15 protein-coding genes and 3 pseudogenes are annotated in these 15,646 nt (G+C 69.8%); 6 read left to right on the top strand and 12 right to left on the bottom strand.

Annotated features, from left to right (window positions below):
* Window positions 1-21: 21 nt before the first annotated feature.
* Both HHX41_RS38760 and HHX41_RS38755 read right to left on the bottom strand, forming a co-directional pair.
* Window positions 22-951 carry an HD domain-containing protein gene (locus HHX41_RS38760; RefSeq protein ID WP_182909915.1) on the bottom strand — a complete coding sequence of 310 codons (930 nt, stop codon included), beginning with the start codon at window positions 949-951 and terminating at the stop codon, window positions 22-24.
* A 2-nt stretch (window positions 952-953) separates the two neighbouring features.
* Complete coding sequence (locus HHX41_RS38755; protein WP_220504826.1) at window positions 954-1,271, bottom strand: PadR family transcriptional regulator; 318 nt, start codon at window positions 1,269-1,271, stop codon at window positions 954-956.
* 159 nt (window positions 1,272-1,430) lie between these two features.
* Between HHX41_RS38755 and HHX41_RS38750 the strand changes: the two genes are divergently transcribed.
* The 4 genes and pseudogenes from HHX41_RS38750 to HHX41_RS38735 form a co-directional block, all read left to right on the top strand.
* Window positions 1,431-2,018: a sugar O-acetyltransferase gene (locus HHX41_RS38750; RefSeq protein ID WP_259401662.1), complete on the top strand. Its 588-nt coding sequence runs from the start codon at window positions 1,431-1,433 to the stop codon at window positions 2,016-2,018.
* Window positions 2,015-2,593, top strand: a complete 579-nt coding sequence (locus HHX41_RS38745; RefSeq protein ID WP_182909913.1) for a TetR family transcriptional regulator — start codon at window positions 2,015-2,017, stop codon at window positions 2,591-2,593. The genes HHX41_RS38750 and HHX41_RS38745 overlap by 4 nt, the downstream gene beginning before the upstream one ends.
* A gap of 43 nt (window positions 2,594-2,636) precedes the next feature.
* Window positions 2,637-3,890, top strand: a complete 1,254-nt coding sequence (locus HHX41_RS38740; protein WP_182909912.1) for an MFS transporter — start codon at window positions 2,637-2,639, stop codon at window positions 3,888-3,890.
* A gap of 107 nt (window positions 3,891-3,997) precedes the next feature.
* Window positions 3,998-4,090: pseudogene (locus HHX41_RS38735) on the top strand (IS5/IS1182 family transposase); the annotation flags it as partial.
* Here HHX41_RS38735 and HHX41_RS38730 read toward each other — a convergent pair.
* The 4 genes and pseudogenes from HHX41_RS38730 to HHX41_RS38715 form a co-directional block, all read right to left on the bottom strand.
* Window positions 4,087-4,524, bottom strand: coding sequence for a CPBP family glutamic-type intramembrane protease (locus HHX41_RS38730; protein WP_220504825.1), 438 nt, complete (start codon window positions 4,522-4,524; stop codon window positions 4,087-4,089). The pseudogene HHX41_RS38735 and the gene HHX41_RS38730 sit on opposite strands and share 4 nt — an antisense overlap.
* 58 nt (window positions 4,525-4,582) lie before the next feature.
* Window positions 4,583-5,299: a neutral zinc metallopeptidase gene (locus HHX41_RS38725; protein ID WP_310742372.1), complete on the bottom strand. Its 717-nt coding sequence runs from the start codon at window positions 5,297-5,299 to the stop codon at window positions 4,583-4,585.
* A 119-nt stretch (window positions 5,300-5,418) separates the two neighbouring features.
* Window positions 5,419-5,727: pseudogene (locus tag HHX41_RS38720) on the bottom strand (response regulator transcription factor); the annotation flags it as partial.
* Window positions 5,724-5,941: pseudogene (locus HHX41_RS38715) on the bottom strand (transposase); the annotation flags it as partial. The pseudogenes HHX41_RS38720 and HHX41_RS38715, both read right to left, overlap by 4 nt.
* 221 nt (window positions 5,942-6,162) lie before the next feature.
* Here HHX41_RS38715 and HHX41_RS41525 point away from each other — a divergent pair.
* Together HHX41_RS41525 and HHX41_RS38710 are read left to right on the top strand one after the other, a co-directional pair.
* Entirely contained in the window at window positions 6,163-6,288 is a 126-nt protein-coding gene (locus HHX41_RS41525) for a hypothetical protein (RefSeq protein WP_259401661.1), read from the top strand.
* A 321-nt stretch (window positions 6,289-6,609) separates the two neighbouring features.
* Window positions 6,610-8,328, top strand: coding sequence for an RICIN domain-containing protein (locus tag HHX41_RS38710; RefSeq protein ID WP_220504824.1), 1,719 nt, complete (start codon window positions 6,610-6,612; stop codon window positions 8,326-8,328).
* Between the two features lie 79 nt (window positions 8,329-8,407).
* Here the strand turns inward: HHX41_RS38710 and HHX41_RS38705 are convergent, their stop codons facing one another.
* From HHX41_RS38705 to HHX41_RS38680, 6 genes are all read right to left on the bottom strand, one after another.
* Window positions 8,408-10,483, bottom strand: a complete 2,076-nt coding sequence (locus HHX41_RS38705; protein ID WP_182909908.1) for an alpha-galactosidase — start codon at window positions 10,481-10,483, stop codon at window positions 8,408-8,410.
* Between the two features lie 151 nt (window positions 10,484-10,634).
* Window positions 10,635-11,672: a LacI family DNA-binding transcriptional regulator gene (locus HHX41_RS38700; protein ID WP_220504823.1), complete on the bottom strand. Its 1,038-nt coding sequence runs from the start codon at window positions 11,670-11,672 to the stop codon at window positions 10,635-10,637.
* A 29-nt stretch (window positions 11,673-11,701) separates the two neighbouring features.
* Window positions 11,702-13,018: a sugar ABC transporter substrate-binding protein gene (locus HHX41_RS38695; RefSeq protein WP_182909906.1), complete on the bottom strand. Its 1,317-nt coding sequence runs from the start codon at window positions 13,016-13,018 to the stop codon at window positions 11,702-11,704.
* A gap of 55 nt (window positions 13,019-13,073) precedes the next feature.
* A complete protein-coding gene (locus HHX41_RS38690; protein WP_182909905.1) occupies window positions 13,074-13,913 on the bottom strand; it encodes a carbohydrate ABC transporter permease in 840 nt (279 codons plus the stop codon).
* 7 nt (window positions 13,914-13,920) lie between these two features.
* On the bottom strand, window positions 13,921-14,865 hold the full coding sequence (locus HHX41_RS38685; protein ID WP_220504822.1) for a carbohydrate ABC transporter permease: 945 nt from the start codon (window positions 14,863-14,865) through the stop codon (window positions 13,921-13,923).
* Window positions 14,866-15,086: 221 nt separating this feature from the next.
* The coding region (locus HHX41_RS38680) for an RICIN domain-containing protein (protein WP_182909904.1) at window positions 15,087-15,646 on the bottom strand (560 nt) is incomplete at its 5' end.

Genomic DNA, 15,646 nt, shown 5'->3' with positions numbered 1-15,646 from the left:
CAGAGCCTCGCTGACGGCGGGTCAGCCATTGCCGGTGTCGCGTTCCCGCTCCAGGCCAAGGTGGATCCGGATCCTGGTGATCAGTGCGGACAGAGCGGGCGGGATGGTCAGAACGAAGGCGAAGGCGTCGGCGAGGCTTGAGCGGCCCATCTGGTAGGTCACCCACGCGAGGAAAGGCGCGAGGGCGAGCCAGGGCCGGCCACGGGTCGCGAAGGCGGGAGTGAGGATCTTTCGGATCAGGACGCGCGCATGGGGGCGCCAGAGCAGGACCGCCATGCCGGGCACGCCGCAGAGCGTTTCGATGATGTACACGCCCCGGCGACCGTCCACTTCGGCGAACTGGACAGACCATTCCTGTAGATAGCGGTCGCGCGCGGACGAGGGAAAGACCATGGACGCCGCACGTACCGCCATGAATCCCCGGCCCGGGTCCAGCCGATCGTGGGCCAGGCGTTCCAGTTCGACGGCGACGGGCTCCAAGTCGAGTCGCCGCGCCACGGGGACGAACCATTCCAACGTGTTCAGGCTCTTGAGACGCTGCTTGCGCGGTGGCAGATGCTCGATCGTCCGCATGTTGTGCAGGCGGTCGAAGAGCTTGAGCAGCATGACCCGCTGGTCGCTCGGCGTCGGCCCGCCCTGATCCAGAGCCATCACGGAGGCCACGAGTCCCGCGATCTCGGCGCCGAACTCCGCACGAAGAACGTCGAGGTCGTACCCCGCGCCCACGATGTCATGGAGCAGGGCCGCGCAGACGGTCGCCGCGTCGGCCTTCGCCGTCGCGGCCAGCGTCGCGACCTCGATGGGGTGGCTGATGTACGGGTCACCGCTGTGGCGGAGGTGACCCGCATGGTGCTTCGCCGCGCGCCGGTACGCGCGTTCGACCAGCTTCAGGTCGCCGTCGTCGAAGCGATCCGCGAGTCGGCCGAGCAGCGGCCCGATGGTCGTTTCCACGGTCACGCCCCCTGCGTTCCCAGCCGGGCGCGGAGACCGCCTCTCGCGCGAGCGCGAGCGGCCCCTTCCGCCTTCTCGCGGGCCTGCACGGCACCCTCCCGTGTCAGGCGGTAGTACCTGCGCGGTGGCCGCCCGGCCCGCTCGTCCGCGTCCGGATACTCCCACCGGCTCTCCAGCCACCCATACGCTTCCAGATCCATCAGCCGCTTGTAGAGCGTCCCGTTCGCCAGGCCGGTGGCCGCGCGCAACTCCAGCCCGTAGAACTCCCTGTCCGGTTCCGCGAGGAAGACTTCGATCACTTTCAGCGTGGGGCTGGTCATACGAGGCTTATCCGACATATGTCGATGTTGCGTCTTCGGCTCGTTCTCGCCTATAGCCGTGCGATGAGTCCCGCCTTACCCGCGGCACAGCCCGCCGGCCGGACCTCGGGGCATCCCGGGATACGTACGGGCGTACATATCGTGTGTACACTCGTACATATGGTGCCTGACTCGGACGGCCGCTCGATGCGTGAGCGGATGCTCGCCGGTGACCTGTACATCGCCGACGACCCGGAGCTGGCCGAGCACCATCTGCGGGCCATGGACCTGATGGAGGCGTTCAACTCCACCCCCGCCCGCGACTCCCGGGAGCGCCGGCGGCTGCTCACCGAGCTGCTGGGGGAGATCGGCGAGGACACCTACATCCGGCCGCCGCTGCGGGTGGACTACGGCAGTCACATCCGCGTCGGCGCCCGTTCGTTCGTCAACTACGGGCTCGTCGCCCTCGACGTCGCGCCGATCACGATCGGCGACGACGTGCAGATCGGTACGAACGTCCAGCTGCTCACCCCGACGCACCCGGTGGATCCGGAGCTTCGCCGCGCGAAATGGGAGGCCGCCAAGCCGATCACCATCGGCGACAACGTGTGGCTGGGCAGCGGGGCGATCGTCCTGGCGGGAGTCACCATCGGGGAGGGCAGCGTCGTCGGCGCCGGCGCGGTGGTGACCCGGGACCTGCCGGCGAACGTCGTGGCGGTGGGCAACCCCGCCCGGGTGATCCGGACGATCGGCCCGGGCACGGCGTGAGCGGCCCCGCCGCCGCTTCGCGCCCGCCGGTCCCACGGCGGCCCCGCCGGCACGACCCCGGACGGCGGGATCGGCTGATCGACGCCGCGCTGACCGTCATCGCCGAGCGGGGCGTGGCCGGGACGACGCATCGGGAGATCGCCCGCGTCGCCGACGTGCCGCTGGGGTCGATGACCTACCACTTCACGTCGCTGGACGAGGTGCTCGCCGAGGCGTTCACCCGGCACGCCGAATCCGTGGCCCGCGTCTTCGACGAGCGCATGCGTGCCGCCCCCGACCGGAAGGCGGCGGTCGAGGCCGTCATCGCGCTGGTGTCGGACGACCTGCTCGGCGCACAGCGCGACCTCGTCCTCGCCGTGGAGCTGTACCTGGCCGCGGCGCGCAACCCGGCACTGAGGGCCGTCACCCAGGCGTGGATGGCGCGCAGCCGTCAGGCGCTGGAACGCCACTTCGACCCCACCACGGCCCGGGAACTGGACGCGCTCATCGAGGGGCTGGTGCTGCACAGCGCGTTGTCGACCGACCCGATGACGCCCGAGCAGATCCGCCACGCCATCGACCGTTACCTGCGCTGACCCGCGCCGTTCCCTCGACCGCACCACTGTGATCGGAAAGTCCATGCCCGCCGCCCCCTCCCTGACCGCCCCCACTCGTCAGGCGCGCCAGGCCCGCGCCGCCGTCGCCGCGCTGTTCCTCACCAACGGCGCCGTGTTCTTCAACGTCGTCCCGCGATATCCGCAGATCAAGGCCGATCTCGGGGTGAGCAACGCCGTCCTCGGGACCGCGCTGGCCGGGACCTCGATCGGCGCGTTGCTGGCCGGGCTGCTGGCCGGCGCCGCGATCCGCCGGTTCCGTTCGGCGCGCGTGGCGGCGTTCGGGATCGTCGTGACCACGATCGCGACGCTGGTCATCCCCCTCGCGCCGAACTGGATCGCGCTGGGCGGCGCGCTGTTCGTGGTGGGCGCTCTCGACGCGGTCGTCGACGTCGCGCAGAACGCCCACGGCCTGCGGGTGCAGCGCCTGTACGGGCGGTCCATCCTCAATTCGCTGCACGGCCTGTGGAGCGTCGGCGCGGTCGTCGGCGGATTGATGGGTTCGGCCGCAGCCGGCCTGCACATCCCTCTCGCGGTCCACCTGAGCATCTCCGCGGCGCTGTTCAGCGTCGTCGCCGTCGTCGCCTACCGGTTCCTGCTGCCCGGCCCGGAGGACGCCGAGCGGTCCGCCGAAGTCCAGGACCTCGCCGCCGCCGACGGCCACCCGGCCGTCCCGCCCGCCCACGGAGGCCGGCGCTCGTTCGCCGGTTCCGCCGTGCGGATGCTCGCCGTGCTCGGCGTGCTCGCCGCCTGCGGCGCCCTGGTCGAGGACGCGGGCGCGTCCTGGGGCGCCCTCTTTCTCAGCGACCTGCACGCGAACGCCGCCACCGCGGGCCTGGCCGTCGTCGCCTTCCAGGCCGCCATGACCACCGGCCGTCTCACCGGCGACCGCGTCGTGAACCGTTTCGGCCAGCGCACCGTGGCCCGCGCGGGAGGAGTCCTGGCCGCCGCCGGCATGGGCGCCGCCCTCGCCGTGCCGTCGGTCGCGACCGCGCTGGCCGGCTTCGCTCTGGCCGGGCTGGGCTTCGCCACCCTCGTGCCCGCGGCCATGCACGCCGCCGACGAGCTGCCCGGGCTGCCCGCCGGCACCGGCCTGACCGTCGTCAGCTGGCTGCTGCGCGGAGGATTCCTGCTGTCGCCGCCCCTCGTCGGCTTCGTCGCCGACCTGATCAGCCTGCGCGTCGGGCTGCTGTCCGTCGTCCTTGCCGGTGTCGTGACCGTCGTCCTCGCCCGCGTCCTCGTGAACCGTACGTCTGAGCAGGCGCACCGGCGGGCGTGAACCGGCCGGCGCCGCCGATCGACCGTCCGCCGCCCGAGAGGGAGTTTTGGGTGCGTCTTGTGAGCTGAAGTCGCCTATGTCTGCTGGTTGATTTGTACGGCATGCGCAGCTCCGAAGCGATGATCCACATTGCGATGATCGACAACGTCAGCAAGCGTGTAACCGGCGAAACTACACCAACCTGGAGAGGGAGGTGCTAGGACGAAAAGTGCCCGAACAGCGCGGCCGAGGCGGCGACCGCCGTACGGGCGGGAAGCTCGCGCTCGAGCAGCGCGGGCAGCACGCCGCGGAAGCCCACCTCTTCGAGCAGCACCGTCCCGAACGGCACCTGCACCAGGGCCTCCTCCAGGACGCGGCGGCGCGACGGCGACAGCGCCCTCTCGTCGTGGAAGAGCGGGCGGGTGCGTGGAAGCACGACTCCCGCCGCGTAGACGGCCGCCACCCCGGCGGCGAGCCCCCCTCCGATGCGCGCGCCCCGCCGGGTCCCGCGGAAGCCCAGCTCCGGCCGGGTCAGCCCCTCATGGCGGGCGACCAGCAGCAGCGCTCCCGTCGCGACGGCCGACGTCAGCGGGGCCCAGCGTCTGGCGACCCGGTTGTTCAGCACGTTCGCGGCCGCGAGGAGCCCCAAGAGCACATGACCGGATCCGTACGCCCCACGTGTCCTCCTCCGACCACCGACTTTATGCCGCCGCTCAGCAGGCGTCGACGCCCTTTTCGAATCCCTTGACCCAGGCATTCATCCGCTTCTCGGGTGTGCCGTGGGCGTCCGGCTCCCACCAGGCGTCGGTGGGGTCGCCCACCGCCTCCAGATTGGCGATCAGCTCGTCGTCGTCGCCCTCCTCCAGCTCGAGCTCCTCCGACTCGACCAACCCGGCGAGCGTGGCACCCGCATAGCAGTCCGCCTGAAGCTCCAGCTTCACGTTGTACTTGAACTCGGTTTCCAGCTGTGCCTGTACGGAATGTCCGAACTCGTGGGGAACGACGAAGTATACGGCGCTGTCTCCGATCTGCCGGTACATCGACTTCATCCAGTCCGCGTCGTACGCGATGAAGTGCCCGTCCGAGCAGTAGAACGCGTTCTCCGGCTCGGCCTTCTCGCCTGCGCAGTTCGCCGCGGACGGCGCCTTGTTCCCTCGGTACGCGATGAACTTCTTGATGGGTTGGTACGTTCCACCTGCGTCCTTGAACTGCTTCGCCCAGAACTTCTCGGTGAGGCATCGGACCAGCTTCACGTCGCTCTCGAAGCCGTCCCCCGCTTCGTCGCATCCAGATGCGGCCTTGACGGCCTCCGCGGTCTTCTTCGGCTTCTTGGACGGTGAAGAAGCGACCGGCTCCTCGTCCAAACCTCCACAGGAGGCGGTCAGCGCCGCCGAAAGGGCGATGGCGAGGAGAACTCGGGGGGATGGCACGGTTTGTCCGCCTTACTCGTTTGTACACCAACGTTCCATAGACGGATCATGCCGTACGGTTCGCCCGCATTCACAATCGGGGCATATTAAACGAGTAACGTACAAACCAGTCAGCCGGATCAGACCAGGCGTCGGGCGGTGGCCCAGCGGGAGAGCTCGTGGCGGTTCGACAACTGGAGCTTGCGCAGCACGCTCGACACGTGCGTCTCGACGGTCTTCACCGAGATGGCCAGCTGCTTGGCGATCTCCTTGTACGCGTAGCCGCGGGCGATGAGCCGCAGCACCTCGCGCTCTCGCTGGGTGAGCGAATCGAGCTCGGGATCGATGGGCGGCGTCTCGGTCAAGGCGAACGCGTCGAGCACGAACCCGGCCAGCCTCGGCGAGAAGACCGCGTCGCCCTCCGACACCCGGCTGATCGCGTCGGTCAGCCAGGCCCATCGGTAGGCGTAGTTTCGCCGGTTACACACTTGCTGACGTTGTCGATCATCGCAATTGGATCAACGCTTCGGAGCTTGCGGGCAACGTGTCGTAGTCGCGGGCGAGCCTGCGGTGCAGCATCAGCCATCCAAGGGTGCGTTCGATGACCCAGCGGCTTATGAGCACGTGGAAGCCCTTGACGTCGGAATTGCGGGGGACGATCTGTCCCCTGCGTGGTGGTGGCGGGTTGGTGGAGGTCTTCCACTCTGGGTGTCGATGACGGCCGAGGTCGCCGTCCACTATGGCTACGACCCTCGGGAGCCCGGAGAGGAGGTGTTCCTGATGGAGGTCCTGAACTACACGACGCGACGCGGCTCTACCGCGCCCGCTATCTGGCTGACAAGCACGGGCTGTCGTGGGAGGAATGGATCAACGAGCCGGTGTGGGTGGCCGACGCCGCGGAGCCCGGCCCGGGCGTGGATACGACGGCGGTGGAGATCGACGGCCTACTTGACGAGGTCATCGCCGATCAGGAGGAGGGAGACTACGCCCCACCTGCCGAGGACGACTGACTCCGCGTCGTTTCTCCCGCGTCCGCCGGCGCAGCGGGTCGTGGGGCAGGTAGTTCTGTCTGATCCGGGCATCAACTCGCGAACCGCCCTCTGAGTTGGGTCTTGACATAGGGCTGGGGAAGCGCCTAAATCCTGATGTTACCGGTAACGCATCCTCAATATCCCGGAAACAAGCAAGGTGCCGGCCACTCCGGCAGAACCGCGAGCGGCGCGTGGCGGCCGGCCTGATCCGTCCATCCATCGGAACCGGCTCCGGCCGGCCCCGTACGTCGTGCGGGACGCCGCCCGCCCTCGCCCGTCTCCCACCCCCAGGAGAAGAACATGCGCGACACATCCCCCCCGTTATCCGGCCGGGCGCGCCGTGGACGGCCGTCGCCGGCGGCCGTCGCCGTGTGCGTCTTAGCGGCCCTGGCGACCGTGCTGGCGAGCGCGCTGTCGTGGGCGGCCCCCGCCTCGGCGGCGGTGGCCCCGCTGGTCGGCGCCGCGTCGGGACGCTGCCTGGACGTGAAGGGCAACGTCGACACGCTGGGCACCCCGCTGGACATCTGGGACTGCAACGGTCAGGCCAACCAGGGGTTCGAGTTCACCTCCGCGGGTGAGCTGCGGACGATGAACGGCACGCGCTGCGTGGACGCCTACAACAACCAGACCTCCCCGGGCACGCAGGTGATCATCTGGTCGTGCAACGGGCAGGCGAACCAGAAGTGGCGGCAGAACGCCGACGGGTCCATCGCCGGGACGCAGTCGGGCCTGTGCCTGGACGTCGACCATGCGGGCACGGCCAACGGCACCGCGGTCATCCTGTGGACCTGCAACGGTCAGAGCAACCAGAAGTGGAGCAACGGCCCCGGAGCCGGCGGCGGCACGCTCGTCGTCGACGCGGCCACCGTCGTGCGGCCGGTCACGCGGGTCGCCTCGGGCACCCTCTACGGCCTGTCCGACGCGAACACCCCGCCGGTGTCGGTCATGCAGCCGCTGAAGCTCAAGCAGCTGCGCCAGCCCCCGCCGCTGCACGAGCACCGGCCCAACGGCGTTCCGGCGCCGATCGGCGACACGCTGAACATCTGGAGGAACGCCGCGGCCATCGGCGCGGTGATCACCGTCGACATGGCGGACAGCTTCGACGGCTTCCCGTACTGGTGGACGAACTGGAACGACTGGTACAGCCGGATCGACAAGATGATCGCCGCGGCGAAGTCGGCGGGCGTCACCAACATCGACGCGTGGGAGCCCTGGAACGAGCCCGACTGGACCTGGCCCTCGGCTTCGGGCGTCTCCTTCAACGAGGGCTGGGTCCGCACCTACCAGCGCATCCGGCAGAGCGAGCCGAACACGGCCATCATGGGGCCGAGCTACTCCTACTGGGACGTCAACCGGATGCGCTCCTTCCTCACCAACGCCAAGGCCACGAACACGCTGCCCCAGGTGGTGTCGTGGCACGAGCTGAGCGGCTGGCGGCAGGTCACGGGCAACGTCCAGGCCTACCGCAATCTGGAGCGCGAGCTCGGCATCTCCCCGCGGCCCATCTCGATCAACGAGTACGCGTCGACCGGCGAGATCGACGTCCCCAGCAGCGCGAACCACTACGTGGCGCAGTTCGAGCGCGCGGGCGTGCGTGACGCGCAGCGGGCGTTCTGGTACGAGGCGGGCACGCTCAACGGCCTGCTGTACAACGGCCGGCCGACCGCGTCGTACTGGATGTACAAGTGGTACGCGGACCAGACCGGCAACATCGTCAAGGTGACCCCGACCACGGACAACGACGGCGTGGCCGCCTACGACGCCGGCAGCAGGACCTTCAGCGTCGTCTTCGGCGGCCAGTCGGGGAACGGCTCGATCCGGGTGGACGGCATCGGCGGGCTCGGTTCCTCGGTCACCGCCACCCTCGAGTCCGTGCCCGCGTCGGGACGCACGACGAACGTCTCCGGGCCGACCACGGTGTGGTCGAACGCCTACACCGTCACCAACGGCAGCGTCACGATCCCCATCGCCAACCAGAACGCCGGCGGCGCCTACCGCCTCGTCCTCACCCCTCGCTGAGCTGCGAGCCGGTCGCCGGGGTGCGGGCCCCGGCGACCGGGATGTGAAGGCCGCCGACGGCCTCTCTCCGTCGTCCTCCTCATTCACGGATCAGGTGGACCAGGGCGCTGGCGTAGTCGCCGGGCGCCAGGTCGGGGAACACGCCGTGGGCGAGCAGGACGGCGCCGTGGTGGATCCGGCCGGTGGACCGGTCGCGGTAGCGGGCGCCGGGATCGAGGGCGCGCAGCCGGACGCCCGGCTCGGGATGCCCGAAGCGGCGGGCGCGCCGGTGGACGAGCACCGCCGTCTCACTCCCGTCGTGGGCGAGGTACTGCACGGCCGACAGTTCGCGGTCCGGAGGCAGCAGACGGTACTGCCGGCCGTGCTGGACGAGCGGGCGGATCCGCTTGTAGTCGGCGACCAGTTCCGCGGCCCGTTCGAGCTCCGCGTCGCTCCAGTCGGTGAGGGCGCCGCCGATGCCCAGCACGCCGGCCATCGCGACGTGGAAGCGGAAGTCCAGCGGCGTCTCCCGGCCGGTGTAGGGGTTGGGGCTGTCGGTGACCCAGGCGCCCATCACCCGGGCGGGGTAGAGCTGGGTGAAGCCGTGCTGGATCTCCAGCCGGTCGAGGGCGTCGGTGTCGTCGGAGGCCCACACCTGGTCGGTACGCCGGAGGATGCCGAGGTCGACCCGGCCGCCGCCGCTGCTGCAGGACTCGATCCGCACGTGCGGGTGGGCGGCGCGCAGCCGGTCGAGCACGGCGTACAGGGCGCGGACGTGCCCGGTCCACAGCCGCTCGTCCGGTCCCGCCTCGGTGAAGGGGCGGTTCATGTCCCACTTCAGGAAGTCGACGGCGTTCTTGGCGAGCAGCTCGTCCAGGGTCCGGTACAGCCAGTCGGCCACCTCCGGCCTGCTCAGGTCGAGCACGAGCTGGTTGCGGTGCTCGGTGCGCCGCCGGTGCGGCCGGTGGATGACCCAGTCGGGATGGGCGCGGTACAGATCGCTGTCCGGGTTGACCATCTCCGGCTCCACCCACAGGCCGAATCGCATGCCCAGCTCGTGCACCCGGTCGATCAGCGGCCCGAGTCCGTCGGGGAAACGGCGCGGGTTGGGGTGCCAGTCACCGAGCCCCGCCGCGTCGTGGGTGCGGGCGCCGAACCAGCCGTCGTCCACCACGAACAGCTCGACGCCGATCCGGGCGGCCTTCTCCGCCAGCTCGATCTGGCCTTCGAGTGAGACGTCGAAGCCGGTGGCCTCCCAGGAGTTGTAAAGCACGGGCCGCGTCTCGCCGGGGTGCGGCAGCACGTGCCGCAGCTGGTGGTCGTGCCAGGCGCGGCTCGCGGCGCCGAAGCCGCCGTCGGTGTACAGGCCCGCGCACACGGGGGTGACCAGTTCCTCGCCGGCGCCCAGCTCCTGCGTCACCGGGTCGTGCCCGGCGCCGGCCGAGAGCGTCACCCGCTCGGTCGGGAGCCGCTGCGCGGTGAGCCGCCAGCTTCCGCTCCAGGCCAGCGCGCAGGAGTAGACCTCGCCGTGCTCCTCGCCCGCCGTCCCGTCGTCGACCATCGCCCAGGGGTTGGCCTGGTGGCTCGTCACACCTCGCCGGCTCGTCGTCACGGTCTCGCCGTACGGCAGCTCGGTGCGGTGCAGCTGGGTCTCGGCGCCCCACTGACCGCGCACACAGCTGAGGCGGTAGCCGTCCAGGCGGGGGAGCACCCAGGTGGCGGAGTCGGCCCGTACGACGGTGACGGGCTCGCCCTCGTTGCGCAGCACCAGGTGCCGCTCGATGACGTCGCTGTCCTCGTGAACGCCGTAGTGGCACTCGACGGTGAGCGGATAGTGGCGGTCGGCGAACGTCAGCACCAGCTCCCGATCGGTGCGGCGCTGGCCGGTGGGGACGAGCTCCAGATCCCGGGTGCCGTCGGCGAAGCGCACCTGCACGGCCGCGTGCCCGTAGAACAGGCCGCCGGTCGCGGTCAGGTCCAGCGTGCCCTCGGCGGCGTCCTCCACGGGGCGGAACGGCTGCCGCGGCAGCAGCGGCAGCGAGGCCGCCTGCGCGACGGTGAGCCGGGGTCCCCAGTGCAGCACGCGCAGCCGGTCATGGTCGTCGAGATGCAGGACGTAGGAGGAGGACGGCCCGGACAGCACCCAGAGGCGGCGTTCGGAGTCGTGGACGATCATGTTGGCCTTCCGATGCGAAGAGGGCTTGGGCGGTGGGGGACGAGGACATGCCGAACACCCGCCGCCTGACGGGGGCGGCGGGCTCGGGACGGAGGGCGGCGTCCGGTGGCGGGGCGCACCCCGGAGTGGTCGATCCGGGACGACGCGGAGGTCAGGCCGGGGCGGGGCCGCTGCTTTCCCGCACGATGAGCTCCGGCTCGCTCCAGGCGGGGACGGGAGGGGCGGTCTGCGGCTCCAGCCTGCGGTGCAGCAGGCCGAAGCAGGCGCGGCCGAGCCCCTCGAAGTCGAGCCGTACGGTGGTGAGCGAGGGGTTGAGGTAGGCCGAGGGCGGGGCGTCGTCGAAGCCCACCACGCTGAGGTCGCCGGGGATGTCCCGCCCGGCCTCACGGGCGGCCCGCATGACGCCGAGCGCGAGGTCGTCGTTGCCGCACAGGATGGCGGTGACCGAGCGGTCCGCCAGCAGGGAGCGAACGGCGAGGTAGCCCGAGCGCGGAGTCCATCCCCCGTGCGACGGCTCGGGCACCGGGCGGTCCGCGGCGCGCAACGCGTCCCGCCAGCCCTGGGTCCGCTGGGGGGACGGGCTGGTCGAGGAGGGGATGGCCACGTAGTGGACCGTCCGGTGTCCCAGGCCGAGCAGGTAACGGGTCGCGTGCGCGGCGGCGGCCCGGTCGTCCAGCCAGACCTGCCACGGGCCGCCGTCCGCGGCGTCGCCCTCGTCGGCGCGGCGTTCGACGGCGGCGGCCACCGGGACGTCCGGCGGCAGCGCCCGGAGCGCACGAACGCCTGCGTCGTCGTAGGCGATCACCATGACGGGCTCCCCGGGCCGGTTGAGCCGCAGGGCGATGTCCGTCTGCTGGGAGTCCGGCTGCAGGACGCTTATGCCGACGGAGAAGCCGGCCGTCCTGGCCGCCTCCTCCATGCCGCGCAGCGTGGCGGCCGCGCCGTACAGGGCGGTGTCCGAGGTCAGCACGGTGACCGACCGCACCGGGCCTCCCGCCAGCGTCTGGGCCAGCCTGTTGGGCCGGTAGCCGAGCTCGGCGATGACCTGCAGGACCTTGGCCCGGGTCGCCTCGCTGACCCGGGCCTTGCCGTTGATGACACGAGAGACGGTCTGCTGCGAGACACCGGCCACACGCGCGACGTCCCAGATGCTCGCCGAGCGGCCGCGAGAAGCGTCCTGCGGTGGCATGTGACCGGTAACTCCCATAGCTCCAGAGCCTACTTGATGGCGGCGTTCGCCTCGTCGTTGATTTTCTTCGCCGCGTCCTGCGCTGTCATCTGCCCGAGCCAGACCTGGTTGAAGATGTCGAGCGCCTTGACGTTGTAGGTGTCGGCCGCCTCCGTGAGGGGGTAGCCCATCGTGGTGCCCTCGGCCGCCTTCTTGAACCCGGTGACGTCCACGCCCTTGGCCTTCCAGGCGCCCGCGAAGACGTCGTTGAGCGCGCTGATCCCCGGCCAGACGGCGCCCGCCTGGGCCACGGCCTTCTGGTGCTTCTCGGAGGCCAGCCACTTGAGGAGTTCCCACGCCTCCTTCGGGTGCTCGGTCCCGGCGTAGATCGCCTCGGTCAGGCCGTTGTAGACGCTTCCCTTGCCGACCGGCCCCGCGGGCAGGTCGGCGACGCCGAAGCCGCCATCGGGAAGCGCGGTGTCGAAGGCGCGCAGCATCCAGCTTCCGTCCATCGCGGTGGCCGCCTCGCCGCGGCCGACGACCTGGTCGAGCGACGGGCCGTTCGGCGGGTTGGTGACCGTGGCGGGCACGGCGACGTGGTACTTCAGCCGCAGGTCCTGGACGAACTGGATGGCCTGCACGCAGGCCGGCTGGTCGATGGTCCACCGGCCCCACGGCTTGTCCTGGAGCTTGCACCCGTTCTGCAGCGCGAAGTTCCACCAGTCCTGCTGGCCGGTGGGCGCCTGCATGGCCAGGCCGTACTGCTTGACCTTCTCGGGGTCGAAGCCCGGCTCGCCGGCGCGCTTGCCGTTCTCGTCGACCGTCAGCTTCTGCAGCGTCTTGACGAAGGTGCCGCCGTCGGCGGGGTTCCAGGTGAGGCCGTCGAGGTCGGCGGGGGTGAGCCCGGCGTCCTTCAGGGCCTTGGCGCTGTAGAAGAGCCCGATGGTGTCCCAGTCCTTCGGCAGGCCGTACACCTTGCCGTCCACCTTCCAGCCCTCGGCGAGCTTGGGGTCGTAGACGGAGGTGTCCACCTTGTCCTGGGCGATGAGCGGCGCCAGGTCGGTGAGCACGCCCTCCTTGCTGAACTTGGGGAAGTAGGAGACGTGGTCCCAGAACACGTCGGGCGCCGAGCGCCCGGCGAGCTGGGTCTGCAGCTTGCTCCAGTAGTCGTTCCAGTTGTTCAGCTCGATCTGGACCTTGATGTTCGGGTGGGCCTTCTCGAACTCGCGGATCGACTGTTCGATCGGCGGCTTCTGCACCTCGTCCCACATGGCGTAGCGCAGGGTGACGACGCCGCCGGAGGAGCCGGAGTCGTCCGAACCTCCGCCGCAGGCGGCCAAGGCCAGGAGGGCCGCCGTCGCAACCATAGATAAACCGATTTTTCTGGACATAGCTGCATGCCCTTCTTCTCTGAGGAGGTGATTACTTCAGCCCGGTCAGGGCGATCGAGCGGACGATGTGCCGCTGGAACAGCAGGAAGATCACGACGAGTGGGAGCAGCGCCAGGGCGGCGGCCGCCAGGATCAGGTGGTACTGCGAGGAGTACTGGCCCTTCAACGCCGAGATGCCCAGCGTGACGACCCTGACCGCGTCGCCGTTGGTGACGATCAGCGGCCACAGCAGCGTGTTCCAGGTCGTGATGAACGTGATGGTGGCGAGCGTCGCGAGGATCGGGCGGCTCAGCGGGAGCACGACGCGGGTGAGCACCGTCCAGGTGCCCGCGCCGTCGATGCGCGCGGCCGACTCCAGGTCCCGGGGAATCGTGCGGAAGTACTGCCGCACCAGGAAGATCCCGTACGGCGTGCCGAACGCGGTGGGCAGGATCAAGCCGAGATAGGTGTCGATCAGCCCGAACTCCCGCATGATCAGGAAAAGCGGCACCAGGGTGACGATCTGCGGCACCATCATCGTCGCGAGGTAGCCCCAGAACAGCGCGTCGCGGCCGGGGAACGACATCCGCCCGAAGGCGTAGGCGGCCATCGTGCTGAAGACGACCTGACCGATCGTGACGGCCCCGGCGTAGACCAGCGAGTGCAGCAGGAAGCCGGCCATGTCGTACTCCGACCAGACCTTCGCGAAGTTGCCCAACGTGGCGGGGACGGCGGGCTCCCAGGCGGGGGTGGTGAGCACCCGCGCGGGTTCCTTGAAAGCCGAGTTCAGCGTCATCAGGTACGGCGCGACCGCGACCGCGGCGCCCATGAAGAGCGCGAGATACAGCGCGATCCTCTTCAGCTGTGTCCTCTTCAGCTGTGTCCTCTTCATCGGGTCCTCACGAGAAGTCGTACACGGTGCGCTTGCGGAAGTAGAGGAACTGCGCCGCGGTCACCAGCAGGATCAGCCCGAACAGCACCATCGCCAGCGCCGAGGCGAACCCGGCCCGGAAGAGCTGGAAACCCTGCTGGTAGATGTGGAAATTCAGCACGTCGGTGGCGCCGCCCGGACCGCCCTGGGTCATCACGAAGACCGTGTCGAAGACCTGGAACGACCCGATCGTGTTCGTCACCAGCACGAAGAACAGCGACGGCCGCAGCAGCGGCAGGGTGATCATGAAGAACCGCTGCGCCGGCGTGGTGCCGTCGATCGCCGCGGCCTCGTACAACTGGTGCGGTATCGCCTGCAGTCCGGCCAGCAGGATCAGCATGGTGTAGCCGGTGTACTGCCAGACGTTCACCGAGGCGATCACCGGCATGGCCCACGCGGGATCGGTGAGCCAGTTCGGCCCGTCGATCCCCGCCATGCCCAGCACCTGGTTGACCGCGCCGTATCTGGGATCGAAGATCCAGGACCAGACGATGCCGAGGGCCACGGGCATGGCCATCCAGGGCAGCACGAAGGCCACGCGGAAGACCTTGCCGCCCCGCATCCGCCGGTTCAGGGCAAGAGCCAGCAGGAGGGCCAGCACGGTCTGCGCCGGGATGTTGAGCAGCACGTAGTAGACCGTGTTGAACAGGGACCGCCACACCTCGGGATCGGCGGCCAGTTCGCGGTAGTTGTCCAGGCCGACGAACGAGGGCGCGCCCATCAGATTCCAGTCGAACAGGCTCAGCCCCGCCACCCCGAAGATGGGCGCGACCAGGAACAGCAGGAATCCGATCAGGCTCGGCGCGAGCAGGGTGTACGCCTCGGCCGTGTCGCGCACGTGCCGCACGAACCGGCGGTCCGTCCGTCGTCGGCGTCCCTGCGCCGAGGCGAGGGGAACTCTCTCATCAATCACGCTTCACTCCGTACGCCGCTCCACGTGGTCGAGCGGCAGCGGGCTGCCCGGAATCTGGCGCAGACGCTTGTGTAATGGAGAGAAGAGTTACCGATAACATGCCTCTCGTCAAGGGACGACGGCCGCCGTGGACCGGGCCCGTGGTCGTGTGCCCTCAACGACGCCGAGCGGGCATGGGAAAGGGGCGGCCAGGTTGTGGCCGCCCCGGTTGGACGGTGATGTCAGACGCGGGTCCACTTCTGGTTGGCGCCGCCGGTGCAGGACCAGATCTGGACCCTGGTGCCGTTGGCGGTGCCGTTCCCGGACACGTCCAGGCACTTGTTCGCCCCGACCGCGGTGATGCTGCCGTCGGAGTTGAAGCGCCACTTCTGGTTGTTCTGGCCGTTGCAGTCCCAGATGATCACCGCGGTGCCGTCGGCGGTGCCGCCGCCGTTGACGTCGAGGCACTTGTTGCCGTACACGCGCAGCTCACTGGCGCTGGTGGAGGTCCACTGCTGGTTGGCCTGCCCGTTGCAGTCCCAGATCAGCACCGTCGCGCCGTTGGCCTGCGACGCGCCGTTCACGTCCAGGCACCGGCCGGAGCCGACCCCCCTGATCGCGCTCGTGGAGCCGGGATTCGGGCTGGTGCCCGAGGAGGGGCTGGTGTTCGGAGAGGGGCTGGTGTTCGGGGTCGCCGCGTTGAGTGCGTCGAGGACGGCGGTGTAGGCCTGCTTCTTGTTGTAGTTGCCGTCGAACAGCAGCGGGGTGTCGCCGCTGCGCCAGGAGTACTTGTCGGTGATGC

This window comes from Microbispora sp. H13382 (genome assembly GCF_014161445.1).
Classification (GTDB): domain Bacteria; phylum Actinomycetota; class Actinomycetes; order Streptosporangiales; family Streptosporangiaceae; genus Microbispora.
The sequence above is the reverse complement of the archived record's forward strand: the minus strand, read 5'-3'. Positions and strand labels throughout refer to the sequence as shown.

What these genes read in the sequence shown, in the direction of transcription:
- HHX41_RS38710 (WP_220504824.1), top strand. Translation starts at nt 6,610, where the DNA reads ATGCGCGACACATCCCCCCCGTTATCCGGCCGGGCGCGCCGTGGACGG.
- HHX41_RS38705 (WP_182909908.1), bottom strand. Translation starts at nt 10,483, where the DNA reads ATGATCGTCCACGACTCCGAACGCCGCCTCTGGGTGCTGTCCGGGCCG.
- HHX41_RS38700 (WP_220504823.1), bottom strand. Translation starts at nt 11,672, where the DNA reads ATGCCACCGCAGGACGCTTCTCGCGGCCGCTCGGCGAGCATCTGGGAC.
- HHX41_RS38740 (WP_182909912.1), top strand. Translation starts at nt 2,637, where the DNA reads ATGCCCGCCGCCCCCTCCCTGACCGCCCCCACTCGTCAGGCGCGCCAG.
- HHX41_RS38750 (WP_259401662.1), top strand. Translation starts at nt 1,431, where the DNA reads ATGGTGCCTGACTCGGACGGCCGCTCGATGCGTGAGCGGATGCTCGCC.
- HHX41_RS38690 (WP_182909905.1), bottom strand. Translation starts at nt 13,913, where the DNA reads ATGAAGAGGACACAGCTGAAGAGGACACAGCTGAAGAGGATCGCGCTG.
- HHX41_RS38695 (WP_182909906.1), bottom strand. Translation starts at nt 13,018, where the DNA reads ATGGTTGCGACGGCGGCCCTCCTGGCCTTGGCCGCCTGCGGCGGAGGT.
- HHX41_RS38755 (WP_220504826.1), bottom strand. Translation starts at nt 1,271, where the DNA reads ATGACCAGCCCCACGCTGAAAGTGATCGAAGTCTTCCTCGCGGAACCG.